Here is a 14,082-nt window from a genome sequence, read left to right on the forward strand (position 1 = left end):
CGAATTCTGGATAAGGATAAATATGCTCACTCCCAAACAATTAGGTTTCGCAATGCCACCTGAGTGGCATCCGCATGCAGCTTGCTGGATGGCCTGGCCCTGTCATCTAGACACATGGGCTAATATTGGTCTTGATAAAGCAAGGCTTGCTTATAGTCAGATAGCAAAAGCAATCGCGGAGTTTGAACCTGTGATTGTGCTGGTTGATCCTGATGATGAAAAAAGTGCAAAAGACTATTTAAATGGTAATAATATCACCATCCATAAACTTTCTATCAATGATTCTTGGACTCGTGATACCGGCCCTACTTTCCTACTCAATAAAGAAGGCGAATTAGCCGGTGTTGATTGGATTCATAATGCCTGGGGAGGCAACTATATTGATTATGCACTAGATAATCAAATTGCTGCTGCCATTATTAAAGCAACGCATGCTAAACATTTTGAAGCCTCAATTATTATGGAAGGCGGATCGTTTCATGTTGATGGTGATGGAACTGTACTTACAACTAGAGAATGCCTATTAAATCCCAATCGCAACCCAACCTTAACTCAAACAGAAATCGAAAACTATCTACACAATTTCTTAGGAACAAATAAAGTTATTTGGTTAAATAAAGGAATTATTGGTGATGAGACAGATGGCCATATTGATGAAATCGCTTGCTTTATTGCACCAGCAAAAGTGCTTTGTTTAATTACCTCTGACAAACAAGATGAAAATTACGAACGTTTCCAAGAAAATTACGAGATTTTAAAATCTGCAACTGATGCAGCCGGGCGCTCTTTAGAAGTTATAACGATTGAGCAGCCCCCCGCAACTTATTTAGCTGGCGAGCGCTTAACCCTATCTTATATTAATTTTTACTTAGCTAATCAAGGCATTGTGATGCCAGCGTTTGGTCACAAAGAATATGATCAAACTGCCCATGCTATTATTAAAAATTGTTTTCCTAATTATAGAATTAAGCAGGTTAAGGCCTTAGATATATTTGCTGGTGGCGGTGGCATTCACTGCATTACTCAGCAACAGCCATTAAGTAAGAAACTAGACTAGTCGATTAAGGTAATATCTTCTCTAACTTTAATGGCAAACTTAACATACAAGTAATTACTTACATTTATGTTAGCTATGTAGAGTAATTATAAATGTACAATAGTTTAAATTTTAATAAAGCAGGGATTAACTATGAGCATCGTTTGGCGGCCTAAACATCCTGAAAAATCACAAATGTGGCAATTTATGCAATTTGTTGCCCAAAAAGAACAAACTTCTTTTGCTGATTATCAAGCACTTTATCAATGGTCTACTGATAATAGTGCTCGTTTTTGGGAACTCTTATGTGATTTTTTTGCAATTGATTTTAAAACCAAACCACACAATATATTAAATCATCAAGGACAAATGCTCGATGCCACTTGGTTTGATGGAGCGACGTTTAATTTTGCTGAAAAACTATTGAAAAGACGTGATGCTCATCCAGCCATTATCAGTATTAAAGAAAATGGCGAACGTCATGTATTAAGTTATGCTGAACTTTATCAGCAAGTTGCGATGTGTGCTGAAGGTTTAAAACAAGCAGGTATTAAAGAAGGCGATCGTGTTGCAGCCATGATGCCAAATATTGCGCAAACAATCATTGCTATGCTAGCTACCACCTCAATTGGTGCAATTTGGTCTTCGTGTTCGCCTGACTTTGGTGCTCAAGCCGCCATTGATCGCTTTAGTCAAATTGAACCTAAGCTATTTTTTACTTGTAATGGTCATCAATACTCAGGTAAAGAGCATCTTGATTTTGAAAAAATTAAAGAAATAAGCACAGCTATCCCTTCTATACAAACAATTGTCATTTGTTCTAACTTAAGTCTAAATACTGAGCCTGATATTCCAAAAGCGTGTTTGTGGGAAGCTTTTGTTAAACCTGCAAAAGATTGTGATTTTCACTATCTACCTTTTGCCCATCCTCTTTACATTTTATTTTCTTCAGGAACAACTGGAAAACCAAAATGTATTGTCCATGGTGCAGGTGGAACCCTATTGCAACATATCAAGGAATTAGGCTTACATACCGATCTTACCGCACACGATAACTTATTTTTTTATACCACTTGTGGTTGGATGATGTGGAATTGGATGGTCTCTGTTTTAGCATTAGGCACAACTTTAACACTTTATGATGGCTCGCCCACTTATCCTGATGCTTATCGACTTTTCCAATTAATTGAAGAAGAAAAAGTGACTGTGTTTGGCACCAGCGCTAAATTTATTTTAGCTGTTGATAAAGCCTTAGCAAAACCTAATAGCCGCTATGAACTACAATCCCTGCGAGCGATTCTTTCAACAGGTTCTCCTTTATTACCTAAGAATTACGATTTTGTTTATCAAGATATAAAACCTGATGTGCAATTAAGCTCTATCTCCGGCGGCACAGATATTGTCTCCTGCTTTGCACTTGGCAATCCTATTCTTCCTATTTATAAAGGTGAATTACAATGCTTTGGTTTAGGTATGGCGGTTAATGTTTTTGATGAACAAGGTAATCCCATTTGCGAAAAGCAAGGTGAATTAGTGTGTACTAAGCCTTTCCCGTCTATGCCAATTTACTTTTGGAACGATGAGGATAAAAAAGCTTATCGTCATGCTTATTTCGAACGTTATGAAGATGTTTGGGCACACGGTGATTTTGCAGAGATTACCAAACATAATGGCTTAATTATTTATGGCCGCTCTGATGCTATTTTAAATCCAGGTGGCGTTAGAATAGGCACCGCAGAAATCTATCGTCAAGTTGAGAAAATTCCGCAGGTTGTTGACAGTATTGTTATTGGCCAAAATTGGCAAGATGACATTCGAATTATTCTCTTTGTTAAACTACAAGAAGGCTTAAAGTTAGATAAAGATTTAGAAGATTTAATTAAACTAACAATAAGAAAAAATGCGTCCCCCCGCCATGTACCAGCTAAAATATTACAAGTGCCAGATATTCCTCGTACCATGAGCGGCAAAATTGTTGAAGTTGCTGTACGGCAAGTGGTTCATGGCCAAGAGATTAATAATGTTCAATCTCTAGCGAATCCTGAAGCACTTAATTATTATAAAGATAGGCCTGAGTTAAAGGAATATTGAAGCAATTTTTATTACTCTTCAAAGATAAATTGGCATTGTTAACGCAGCAATAACGCCTTTTATCCGGGTAAAAGAGAAATCAAGGTAGGTTGGGCTAAACGAAGTGCAGCCCAACAAATTATAAATAGACTACTTGTTTTGTCTGAAACTGTTGGGCTGCGCTATGCTTAGCCCAACCTACATTTAAGTGGGATACCGCGAACAAGTCGCGGTATGTAGGTAGAATATCGATGTCAACGCATGTAGGTGGAATCTGAATATTGGCTCATGTAAGCAACAATACTGAGTATCCAAATAGATCTGGTACTAACAAGTAGCATGGATGCAACGCAGTGAAAACAGGTTCCAGCTCTTAAGAGCCTGCACCCAGGCTACTTATCACCCTAGCCTACGTACCGCGACTTTTTCGCAGTATCCAGCAATGAAACCTGGGTTAAGCACTAGGATTATCAAATACTGTTAAACCTTGTCCTAGTTCACATTGCAAACTATATTCCATGATAGCGCTATAATCTGCAGCTTTCATAATCGTGATTTTAATATTAGCTTTACCATCAGCAGAAATATCATATTTAGCATTAGTAAAGGTAGGCAAGCCCACAGCACCAGGTTGGTTTAAAGAAAAATGTTGAAAAGCGGCAGTAATACGTTGTTTATTAATAACCATGAAAGCATCTGGTTTAACAGAAGTAATAATATCTTGAGCTGGTAAATTAGATTGGCACTCATTAAGATTTAATACATAAGTTAACCCTTTACCACCACTTACAGCCTTGCTTACTTGATCAAAACTTTTTAGTTCAGCTGCATAACTAGTTGATAATACTAAACCCATTGTAGTAGCAAGTACTAATTTTTTCATTTCCACATCTCCTTACGAAAAAAAGTGAGCCTGCCAAAATAAATTAGTTTTGTCAATGATAATTTAGATATTTTTACAATTTATCAATAAGTTATAAATTTAATATTAAAGTCAATTCTTGATATAGGCTTTAATATAAAAGAAGCAAGAGTCAATTTTTACAAGCATAAATATTAAGAAATAGTATTCGCATTGGTTTTTTTTAATGCATAATTATTGTATGATATAACATGCGCTGATTTGAATACTTAGCTTGCGGGCGCTCAAGATTAATTTTCTTGTAAATTCGGCTAAAGCAGGTTTTTCCTTCCTTAGCTTCCGCACTATTATTCACTCATTAATTTAGAGTTCTATTAGTTAGACTAATGACCGGTTAGGTATTTAAAATGATTGAATTAAGTGGTTTAAATAAATCCTATGACCATGTTATTGCCTTAAAGGATATCAATTTATTTATTCAAGAGGGCGAGATTTTCGGTATTATCGGTAAAAGTGGGGCTGGAAAATCTACTTTATTACGCACAATTAATTTATTAGAGAAACCGGATTCAGGTGAAGTGGCTGTTAATAATCAAGTCATTTCTAATTTAAGTCAAAAAGAATTACGTCTCGCTCGTCATAAAATGGCAATGATTTTTCAACAGTTTAATTTATTAAATTCAAAAACTGTTTATGAAAATATTGCGCTACCATTGCGTATTCAAGGTTATGATGAAGAGATCATTAACGAAAAGATAGAAGAACTCTTACCTTTAGTTGAACTGCATGAAAAAAAAGATGCCTATCCTGCTCAGCTTAGTGGAGGTCAAAAACAACGAGTAGCAATAGCGCGAGCACTTAGTTTCTCGCCAACTATTTTGTTATGCGATGAAGCAACCTCAGCGCTTGACCCCAGAACAACGGAATCAATCTTACAATTATTAAAAAAAATTAATCAAGTGTACGGCATTACTATTGTCCTAATTACTCATGAAATGGAAGTAGTAAAACAAATTTGTCATCGTTTAGCAGTCATGGAAAATGGTGAAATTATTGAGGTGGTTGGGTTAAGTAATATTTTTAACGAAGTTGACAGCCAGGCTCGAGACATGCTGTATGCCCAATTAAGTCCAAAGTTACCTCCCTCACTTATAGACCATTTACTTACGGAACCTACTGACAAGCCTATATTACGTTTATTCTTCCAAGGCGAGACAGCAACAGTTCCTTTTATTAGTCAAACAAGCCGAGAACTTAATATCGATATTAATATCTTACTTGCTAATATAGACCGTATTGATACTATCACTTGTGGTGTTTTAGTTGTCGAGTTAAATGCAAATAGGTCCTTATTAAATAATTTTATTGAACGCTGTGAACAGGCAAATTTAACTGTGGAGATTTTAGGGTATGTCGCTGACGTTATTTTATGATTTAATCTTTGCCAGCGGGCAAACACTTTATATGGTCTTCTTGAGTACCTTATTTGCTACCATTTTAGGGCTACCCTTGGGTACATTGCTTTTTAGCAGTACTAAAATAAAACCACATCCTATGTTAAATCGCTTCATTTCAGGATTAATCAATTTTAGTCGCTCAATTCCCTTTATTATCTTATTAGTTGCTTTAATTCCTATAACCCGTTTTTTAGTAGGAACTTCTATTGGTATTAACGCAGCTATTGTTCCATTAACCTTAGGCGCAACCCCTTTTTTCGCGCGTCTTGTTGACAATGTCTATCATAATCTACCTCCTGGTTTAATTGAAACAGGTTTCTCAATGGGGGCGAATACTTGGCAGATGATTCGATTTATTTTGTTGCCAGAGGCCTTACCAGCACTTATTCAATCAGTTACAGTCACAGCAATTACTTTAGTTAATTATTCTGCTATGGCAGGAACAGTCGGGGGCGGTGGTCTAGGGGATTTAGCAATTCGCTATGGTTATCAGCGCTTTAATGTATCTATTATGATTGCTACTGTACTCATCTTAGTTTTTATTGTGCAATTAATCCAAGTTGGCGGTGATCGCCTTGCGAAACGATATTTACATACATGATTTATTTAAACGTTTTATATAAGAGGAGAATTTCGTGCGTATTGTTGCTTTATTGTTGCTTATAGTTAGTCTTGTTGCTTGTAACAAGCCATCTCCTAATACGTTAGTGATTGGCACAATCGCCGGACCTGAAACTGATTTAGTAGAAGCCGCTCGTGATGTTGCCTTAAAAAATTATGGCTTAACAATTAAAATAGTAGAATTTAATGATTACAATTTACCTAATGAAGCCTTACAAGATGGCAGTTTAGACGCTAATGTTTATCAACATCTGCCTTATCTACAAGCAGCTATGAAAGCGCATGGTTATAAATTTGAAGTCATTGGTAAAACTTTCATTTATCCAACAGGTATTTATTCTAAAAAATACAAATCGCTTAATGATTTACCAAATAAAGCTATTATTGCTATACCTAATGATCCTAGTAATGAGGCCCGCGCCCTTTTACTATTACAAAATGCAAAGTTAATCACCTTAAAAAAAACAACAACAGCCTCTTTAGATGATATTGCCACGAATCCAAAACAGTTACAAATTAAAGAGTTAGATGCAGCTCAACTGCCACGCGTACTATCCGATGTCGATGCGGCTGTAATCAATACGACTTTTGCAATTCCTGCTGGTTTAAGTCCTTCACGCGATGCTCTATTTACTGAAAATAAAGAGTCGCCTTATGCTAATTTAATTGTTATTCGTAGTGATAGTAATAAGAGAGCGCAATTAGAGCAATTTGTTAAGGCGCTAAATTCAAAGGAAGTGCAGGAAAAAGCTAAAACATTATTTGGTGATGCAGCTATTCCAGCTTGGTAAGTTAAGTTTATCCTTAAGGTTAAAGATTCATAAAATTATAGTTTCTGCCTCTCCATTGCCATTCCCGCGTAAGCGGGAATCTATCTCACAACTAGATACTGCTACAGCCCGCAGGATGGATTCCCGCCTACGCGGGAATGACATTAGATACAGGAATGACAAAGGGAGTAGGAAGGATATTAAACAAGGAAATGATATAAGGTGTGGAATAACTTAAAAATTAGCAATGAAGAGCCAGAGGCTTAAATATGGACTCATTTACTTTTAATAATTTTCTTATAAACAAGTCCCACTACTCATTTGTCATTCCCGCGTAGGCGGGAATCTATTTTACAATTAAACCCTGCTATAACTTGCCTGGTGGAATCCCGCCTACGCGGGAATGACGAGGCTTGAGCTGAGACTTATCTTCTCTAGTGAGGAATCTTTTAAAGGTAATTTGTTTTTAACTAGACTTGAATCAAAGCATATCAAATTCACTTAACTCTTCTCTTAAGCGCTTTTCCTCAAATAAATCTTCAATACGACGACGACGCTCTAATTTTTTACTTAAATTAACTTCCGTATTATCTTGAACCTCGTTTAGTTCATCAACCCCTGTTTCAAAATCATTAAAACGTCGATTATTCATCGCACTTCTCCTTTGCTGGGTTAATTTGATTCCATGCGTTGGGTTGGGCCCAATACCAAAAAATAACAGAATTTCAAAGCAAATTACAGCATTTTTTCTTAGTGCAATATATAGATTTATTTTAAAAAGATTAGATTCTCAATAAATATTAATATTAAGAGGGGTATTAAACTTAATAACCCAACGGTTATCTATAAAAATATTATAAAAGATAAAACTAATATAATTATCTTGATAGCGCTGGGGAATTACTTGGCTGTGGCTGTTTAGTTGATTTATCTTGACTAGCTTTTTTAGTTGCCTGCAAGTCTTTTTTCAATTTCTGTTGCTCCTGTAGTGCGGGACTAAAAGATTCAGTCTGTTTTTTCATATCAGCAGCTTTCTCTTCTATTAATTTTCTTCGGTGAGGATGTTTTGCAAATAGCTCATCTACCTTTACTATCTTACCATTTACCTCAATAGCGATATTTTTTTCCTTATCTGTATTTGGATCAAAGCCTGCTAGTAGCGCGCCTTCATATGCTTTACGACCTAGTTCCATGGCCTTTTCCGGATCATCATGAGTTACCTTCATAGTAATTTTTTCTGCGCCAGATGCCCGTACCATTTGTGCAATACTGGTTAAATCGTAAAGAGCAGCGGTACTATTAAAACGAAATCTAGGAAATTCCATAGAAAATCCACCGTCATCAGCATGTTTTACATCTAGGCCTGTAACTGTCTGAAGATCTTCTATATCCTTAAAATTAATTCCCTTAAATTTAGTTCTACCGGTGTTACCATCCATAGATATTACTGCACGGTTTGTATTAGCGTTTTTTTCAGCCAATCGATCAATATTAGCCCTCATTCTCTTAGCGTCGGGGCTATCGTAAAAACTAGCTAAAGCAGTAATACGTGCTTCCTCAGCAGCTATTGCATTCATCAACCGTAAAGCCTGATCTTCTAAGGCGCCCTTAATTTTTTTCAGCTCCTTCTCTTGAGCTGCTGCAAGATCAATTTTCATTTGATCTTTAAGCTGATCAATACGATCTGCACCTACCCCCATTTTACCTGCTACAGCGGGGAAATTATTGCCATCTAATAAACTAATAAGGTTGTCTTTTTCTTGCCTCTGTTGCTTCTCAATTTCCTGCACTAAGGTAGTACGAAAAGCTTGGATTTTACTAGCAACTTCAGCTGAATTATGTGCTTTGCTATTAAACTCAGCAACCTGGGTTTCAAATTCTTTTAGTGCTTTATCTGTATCATCGGTTAATTTTAATGCGTTTTCTAATTCTTGTGTAAATTGCTGAGTAATAGGATCAGAAGCAGATAATTTGTCGCTCATTGGCTTACCATCTAGGTCTTTAAAGCCAGCAACACCTACTAATCGTTCTTTTTTATAATTTTTTACTAAATCTGTGCTTTTAAGTGTCCCATCTAGCTTATTATAGCTGCCACTATTATCACGTAGACGCTTAGCTCTTTTTTCTGGGCTAATAAAATTTTTAAAGTTACTACTCATTACTCACCCACCGCATTAGATAAATTAATTAAAATAAGTATAACAGCATATCATTAAATTATAATTAAGAATTAAGCAATTTGATTATTTTTTTTCGATAATCTGTCGATTTGTTTAGCCATTGAGCGGATTCGTTGACACAGCGCATCAATAATACTTATGGTTAAATTTAAATCCACATATTCAAATAAATGATATCGTTTCAGCTTTAATAATACACAATTTTCCGCTGCTATGATTGATTCCGTACGTGGCTCAGGTGATAAAACAGCTAGCTCGCCAAAAATTTCTTTATCTCCTAGGGTGGTCAGCACTCTATTTTCGTCTTGAACATTCACTCTGCCAGAAACAATAATATAAAGCACATCCCCTAATTCGCCTTTCTTAACAATTGTTGTACCTGCTCTTGCGTATTCTTCAGTTACACGACCAGCAATCTCAATCAAAAAATCATCGCTTAAATTTTTAAAAATATCTACTTTACGAAGTAAAGTCAGCTTTTCCAATAAAATCATAATTTATATTCTCCCATCTTCAGGAAGAAAATAATTTTTCTTCTATTTTGAGAAAAACAATAAACAATCTGCTTTTAAAAAAACAATTATAGTTAAGTGTAGATTATTTTAAGTAAGACGTCCTACAGAGCTAACTTCTTATTAATTTATCAAATTTTTCAATTCATTACTATTGAAGGCAGGTAAATATCGAAGCGAACTGTTTTTTCCTGAACACTAGATGACGGTTCTAATAAAGGAGATATTCGTTTAGGCCACTTAACAACTACCCTTTGCAAGCACCGCTCTCTAGCTAGGTGCAACAGTTCTAGTGCATCTAGATCAGGTTTAATTAATTGCTGTAAGACTTGTAACTCTTTTTTAACTAAAGCCGCCTTTTGACGGGCTGGATGCATGGGATCAATATAAATTAAATCTGGATAATTTGAGGGTTCTAAATTAGTTAAATAATTAATTGCATCCTGCTTTATTAAATGCAGTTTAAGTGGAGCTAGCTCATCTTTTTGACGCCTTAAAGCATCATTGAGTAAAGCGCCCATAATAGGATTTCGTTCTAACATAACTACGTCAGGGCCAAAACTTGCTAAAATAGCCGCATCTTTCCCCCATCCTGCTGTTGCATCAATAATTCGCATGCTCGGTCTAGGCTTACATGCCCGAAATAACCCTTGTTTTTTACCATCTTGATGCCTTTTTTGCCAGAAACTACGCGCGAAATTACAATATAAGGGTAAAAATGGCTCAATATGGAGTATTAATCTATCAGAAGTGACTATAATTTTTTTGTTAGCTTCATTATTGAGTGGTAAATTTAACTCATTAGCTAATAAAATAGCTTCTTTTTTTTGCTCATCCCCTTCATATCCTACTGCTAATTCATTAGACATGACATGCTTTAGCCATTAAGGAGTCTACCCACTCTGTGAGAGAATTAAAAATGGGAACATCATGGTAATTTAATAAAGCTTCTTTATCAGTCATTGAAGATAAAATCATAATAGGTTGCGCGCCAACTGCTCGGGCAGCTTGAATATCAGATATTCTATCACCTACAAAAGGAATATCCTTTAAGTTTGAACAGCCTAATTTTTTTGCTAGTGCATACAACATGCCTGGCATAGGTTTACGACACTCACAGCCTGTGTCCGGTAAATGTGGACAGTATTCAACTGCAGAAATTTTTCCACCTGCTCGTTCAATAGTTTCAAGCATTTTGGTATGTATTTTAACTAAATCATCTTTAGTATAAAGTCCACGCGCAATACCTGATTGATTAGTTGCTATACCAATTCGATAACCAGCAGCGGTTAAACGAGCAACCGCTACAATATTTTCTGTTATGGGAATAAATTCATCCGGTGATTTGATATAGTGTAATGAATCATAGTTGATGATGCCATCGCGATCTAATAACACAATTTTATTGCTTATCGACATCTTAACCTTCTTTCTAAGTATTCCTAGATAAATTGTAACTGCGATATATCAGCAACTCCTTGTAACAAAGCTTGTAAATTTGCTAACAAGGCTAAACGATTCTTCCTCGTATTCATATTATCGACCATGACCATTACATTTTCAAAAAATGTATCAACAACAGGCCGTAACGAAGCTAATAAAGTCAAAATAGCTATATAGTCTCTTTTTTTGTATAAAGGATCAATCTCTTGTTTTACATTGTTAAGTTTTAAGAAAAGCGCTTTTTCTGCTTCTTCTTGTAACAAGCTTTCATCAACTAAGCAAAGTTCATAATTAATGGCTTCTTCTTGCTGTAGCAGGTTATTAACACGTTTACATGCTCCTGATAAGCTAGACGCTTCTGGTAGGCTGGCAAAAAATGACAGTGCCTTAATACGCTTATCAAAATCGTCTAAATATTCATCTTGCTTGGCACGAACGGCCTGTACAAAATCGCTAGCAATGCCTTGACTTAAATAGTAAGATTGTTGCCGCTCAAGAATGAAAGGTTTTAATTCAGCAAGAAAAGCATAAGCTTTATCAAATTGTTTACCATAGCTGTCAATTGCCTTATTAATTAGCTCTGATAGACTTAATGAATTAGGGCTAGCAATTAATAATCTTACTACTGCTAAAGCATGACGCCGTAGTTTAAAGGGATCTTTTACCCCTGTTGGGCGCTGGCCAATGGCAAAAATTCCTACTAAAGTATCTAGTCGATCAGCAAGCGATAAACTTAGCCCCAATATAGTTTCAGGTAAAGTATCATTAGCAAAACGAGGTAAATATTGCTCATACAAAGCTAAAGCAATCTCCTTATCTTCACCATCATTTAATGCATAATAATAACCCATTAAGCCTTGTAATTCAGGAAACTCACCAACCATTCCAGTTAAGAGATCACATTTACTTAATTCAGCGGCACGTAATGCATTTTGCTTATTTAAATTTAACTTTTCTACTAAGTCATTCATTATGACTTGGATTCGAGTCGCCTTATCTAGTAGAGTGCCTAGCTTTGCTTGGAATATCACTTTAGCAGTTGCAGCAATATGGTGACTTAATGGCTGCTTTTTATCCTGTTCAAAAAAGAATGCTGCATCACTTAACCGCGCACGCATAACTTTTTCATTACCAGAAATGACTTGAGCCGGGTTAGTACTGTGAATATTAGCTACTGTTAAAAAACTAGATAATAGTTGGCCTTTTTTATTCTTAAGCGCAAAACATTTTTGATGTGTTTGCATAGCAGCAATTAACGTTTCAGCAGGGACAGATAAAAATTCTTTATCAAAATGGGCAACTAAAACCTCTGGCCATTCAACAATAGATGTGACCTCGTTAATTAAATCTTCTGTAATGACCGCTTCTGCATGACACTCAGTAGCTTTTTCCTCAATTTGTTTGAGAATACTTTCTCGCCGTTTAGCAAAATCAGCCATAACATAAGCATCGTGTAAGAGTGCTTCATAATGGCGAGGATTATCTATAGGGATTGCTTGTGGCGCATGGAAACGATGACCATATGTATGGCGTCCAGTTTGCACACCTAAAATTTGACAAGGTAAGATATCTTTACCTAATAGCATAACGGCCCAATGCACGGGACGAGCAAACTCGTCGTCACCCTCACCCCAACGCATGGGTTTAACAATAGGCAGCTTAGTTAACGCCTCTTTAATAAGGGTAGGCAATAATGTACTTGCTTTAGCGCCTGCAACATCAGATTCATAAATAATCCACTCCCCTTTCTCTGTCTTGCTCATACTTAAGGCTTCAACATTAACTCCGCAAGACTTGGCAAACCCTAAAAGGGCTGGCGTTGGCTCATTTTGAGCATTATATGCTGCAACTTTAGCTGGTCCTCTTTTTATGATTCGTTGCGTTGGCTGTTCATTGATTAAATCTGTAACTAAGATAGCCAAACGACGTGGCGCTGCATAAGCCGTGATTGCATTAAAACCAAGCTGAAGTTTGTTTAAAGCTGCTGTTACATTGTTAATTAAGGCTTCGCTAAGTACTGAAACAGCACCAGAGGGGAGCTCTTCACAACCTAATTCAAATAGAAAATCATTGACCATCTTTCACCTTTAACATAGGAAAATTTAACGCTTCACGCGCATTATAATAAATTTGAGCTACGGCCCGTGAAAGCTGTCTTACTCTTAAGATATAGCGCTGTCTTTCTGTCACGGAGATAGCACGCCTTGCATCCAAAAGGTTAAATGCATGCGATGCTTTAATTACCATTTCATATGCTGGTAAGGGTAATTTAAGATCAATTAATTTTTCTGCCTCTTTTTCATAGTAATCGAAATGCTGAAAAAGAATATCAATATTTGCATGTTCAAAGTTATAAGTTGACATTTCAACTTCATTTTGATGAAAAACATCACCGTAAGTAATGATACCTTGTTTAGTAATACTCCATGGTAACTCAAATAAATTATCCACACCTAAGATGAACATCGCTAAACGTTCTAAACCATACGTTAATTCACCTGTTATAGGCTTACATGGCAGGCCGCCTATTTGCTGAAAATAAGTAAATTGCGATACTTCCATGCCGTTTTGCCAGACTTCCCAACCAAGCCCCCACGCACCTAACGTTGGTGACTCCCAGTTATCTTCTACAAAACGAATATCATCGACTAGGGGGTCAACGCCAAGAGCCCGTAACGAATCTAAATACTTTTCTTGAATATCTAATGGTGAAGGCTTCAAAATAACTTGAAACTGATAATAATGTTGAACCCGATTAGGATTTTCGCCATAACGACCATCTGTCGGCCTACGAGATGGTTGCACATAAGCAGCCGCCCAAGGTTCAGGACCAATGGCACGTAAAAATGTTGCTGGGTGGAAAGTACCAGCGCCTACTTCCATATCGAGTGGTTGTAAAATAACACAACCTTGTTTAGCCCAGTAATTTTGTAAGGTCAAAATAATGTCTTGAAAAGTCTTAATCTGCGTCATTTAATCTTAATACCTCGTCCAGAAGAGGATGGCTCAATTTTGCCATGTTTTTTAAAAATAGGAGCAATAGATTCAGTAGACTTTATTGCTCAATTAGAAGAGTTATCTTCAAATAACCAGAAACAAAGCCATATAATGAAAAAATCAGAGTGTACACG

General features: G+C 36.3%; 13 protein-coding genes. 5 read left to right on the forward strand and 8 right to left on the reverse strand.

From position 1 onward, the window contains the following. Positions 1–16 precede the first annotated feature (16 nt). Together E1P04_RS07415 and E1P04_RS07420 are read left to right on the forward strand one after the other, a co-directional pair. Positions 17–1,057 (forward strand): agmatine deiminase family protein, encoded by a 1,041-nt coding sequence (locus tag E1P04_RS07415; protein ID WP_427853179.1) that lies wholly within the window; start codon positions 17–19, stop codon positions 1,055–1,057. 132 nt (positions 1,058–1,189) lie between these two features. Then, on the forward strand, positions 1,190–3,127 hold the full coding sequence (locus E1P04_RS07420; protein ID WP_131782292.1) for an acetoacetate--CoA ligase: 1,938 nt from the start codon (positions 1,190–1,192) through the stop codon (positions 3,125–3,127). Between the two features lie 433 nt (positions 3,128–3,560). On the opposite strand, the gene E1P04_RS07425 is transcribed toward E1P04_RS07420, so the two are convergent. Then, positions 3,561–3,989, reverse strand: a complete 429-nt coding sequence (locus tag E1P04_RS07425; protein ID WP_131782293.1) for a VirK family protein — start codon at positions 3,987–3,989, stop codon at positions 3,561–3,563. Positions 3,990–4,375: 386 nt separating this feature from the next. On the opposite strand from E1P04_RS07425, the gene E1P04_RS07430 reads away from it, so the two are divergent. The 3 genes from E1P04_RS07430 to E1P04_RS07440 are packed head-to-tail and all read left to right on the forward strand — an operon-like array spanning position 4,376 to position 6,837. Then, a complete protein-coding gene (locus E1P04_RS07430) occupies positions 4,376–5,401 on the forward strand; it encodes a methionine ABC transporter ATP-binding protein (RefSeq protein WP_131782294.1) in 1,026 nt (341 codons plus the stop codon). Then, positions 5,379–6,026 (forward strand): methionine ABC transporter permease, encoded by a 648-nt coding sequence (locus tag E1P04_RS07435; protein ID WP_131782295.1) that lies wholly within the window; start codon positions 5,379–5,381, stop codon positions 6,024–6,026. The genes E1P04_RS07430 and E1P04_RS07435 overlap by 23 nt, the downstream gene beginning before the upstream one ends. A 34-nt stretch (positions 6,027–6,060) precedes the next feature. Then, on the forward strand, positions 6,061–6,837 hold the full coding sequence (locus tag E1P04_RS07440; protein WP_131782296.1) for a MetQ/NlpA family ABC transporter substrate-binding protein: 777 nt from the start codon (positions 6,061–6,063) through the stop codon (positions 6,835–6,837). 460 nt (positions 6,838–7,297) lie between these two features. Here E1P04_RS07440 and E1P04_RS17600 read toward each other — a convergent pair whose 3' ends face one another. The 7 genes from E1P04_RS17600 to glyQ form a co-directional block, all read right to left on the reverse strand. Next, positions 7,298–7,468 (reverse strand): PA3496 family putative envelope integrity protein, encoded by a 171-nt coding sequence (locus E1P04_RS17600; RefSeq protein WP_165482702.1) that lies wholly within the window; start codon positions 7,466–7,468, stop codon positions 7,298–7,300. Positions 7,469–7,694: 226 nt separating this feature from the next. After that, positions 7,695–8,975: a hypothetical protein gene (locus E1P04_RS07445; RefSeq protein ID WP_131782297.1), complete on the reverse strand. Its 1,281-nt coding sequence runs from the start codon at positions 8,973–8,975 to the stop codon at positions 7,695–7,697. A 71-nt stretch (positions 8,976–9,046) separates the two neighbouring features. Further along, the gene (locus tag E1P04_RS07450) at positions 9,047–9,490 is read right to left on the reverse strand and encodes a cyclic nucleotide-binding domain-containing protein (protein WP_131782298.1); all 444 of its coding nucleotides are present in this window, start codon (positions 9,488–9,490) and stop codon (positions 9,047–9,049) included. A gap of 158 nt (positions 9,491–9,648) precedes the next feature. Further along, positions 9,649–10,377, reverse strand: a complete 729-nt coding sequence (locus tag E1P04_RS07455; protein ID WP_131782299.1) for a class I SAM-dependent methyltransferase — start codon at positions 10,375–10,377, stop codon at positions 9,649–9,651. Then, a complete protein-coding gene (gene gmhB / locus E1P04_RS07460) occupies positions 10,370–10,927 on the reverse strand; it encodes a D-glycero-beta-D-manno-heptose 1,7-bisphosphate 7-phosphatase (RefSeq protein WP_131782300.1) in 558 nt (185 codons plus the stop codon). The genes E1P04_RS07455 and gmhB overlap by 8 nt, the downstream gene beginning before the upstream one ends. A 23-nt stretch (positions 10,928–10,950) precedes the next feature. Next, positions 10,951–13,029: a glycine--tRNA ligase subunit beta gene (glyS, locus tag E1P04_RS07465; protein WP_131782301.1), complete on the reverse strand. Its 2,079-nt coding sequence runs from the start codon at positions 13,027–13,029 to the stop codon at positions 10,951–10,953. Next, positions 13,019–13,924, reverse strand: coding sequence for a glycine--tRNA ligase subunit alpha (gene glyQ / locus E1P04_RS07470; protein ID WP_131782302.1), 906 nt, complete (start codon positions 13,922–13,924; stop codon positions 13,019–13,021). Before glyQ ends, glyS begins: the two co-directional genes overlap by 11 nt. Positions 13,925–14,082 lie beyond the last annotated feature (158 nt).

Origin of the sequence: Legionella gresilensis, assembly GCF_900639865.1 — a bacterium.
Taxonomy (GTDB): Bacteria; Pseudomonadota; Gammaproteobacteria; order Legionellales; family Legionellaceae; genus Legionella_C; species Legionella_C gresilensis.

Excerpts from the sequence above, each read along its gene's own strand:
- gmhB (WP_131782300.1), bottom strand. The coding sequence starts at position 10,927 with ATGTCGATAAGCAATAAAATTGTGTTATTAGATCGCGATGGCATCATC.
- glyS (WP_131782301.1), bottom strand. The coding sequence starts at position 13,029 with ATGGTCAATGATTTTCTATTTGAATTAGGTTGTGAAGAGCTCCCCTCT.
- E1P04_RS07435 (WP_131782295.1), top strand. The coding sequence starts at position 5,379 with ATGTCGCTGACGTTATTTTATGATTTAATCTTTGCCAGCGGGCAAACA.
- E1P04_RS07455 (WP_131782299.1), bottom strand. The coding sequence starts at position 10,377 with ATGTCTAATGAATTAGCAGTAGGATATGAAGGGGATGAGCAAAAAAAA.
- E1P04_RS07445 (WP_131782297.1), bottom strand. The coding sequence starts at position 8,975 with ATGAGTAGTAACTTTAAAAATTTTATTAGCCCAGAAAAAAGAGCTAAG.
- E1P04_RS07425 (WP_131782293.1), bottom strand. The coding sequence starts at position 3,989 with ATGAAAAAATTAGTACTTGCTACTACAATGGGTTTAGTATTATCAACT.
- E1P04_RS07450 (WP_131782298.1), bottom strand. The coding sequence starts at position 9,490 with ATGATTTTATTGGAAAAGCTGACTTTACTTCGTAAAGTAGATATTTTT.
- E1P04_RS07420 (WP_131782292.1), top strand. The coding sequence starts at position 1,190 with ATGAGCATCGTTTGGCGGCCTAAACATCCTGAAAAATCACAAATGTGG.
- E1P04_RS17600 (WP_165482702.1), bottom strand. The coding sequence starts at position 7,468 with ATGAATAATCGACGTTTTAATGATTTTGAAACAGGGGTTGATGAACTA.
- glyQ (WP_131782302.1), bottom strand. The coding sequence starts at position 13,924 with ATGACGCAGATTAAGACTTTTCAAGACATTATTTTGACCTTACAAAAT.
- E1P04_RS07430 (WP_131782294.1), top strand. The coding sequence starts at position 4,376 with ATGATTGAATTAAGTGGTTTAAATAAATCCTATGACCATGTTATTGCC.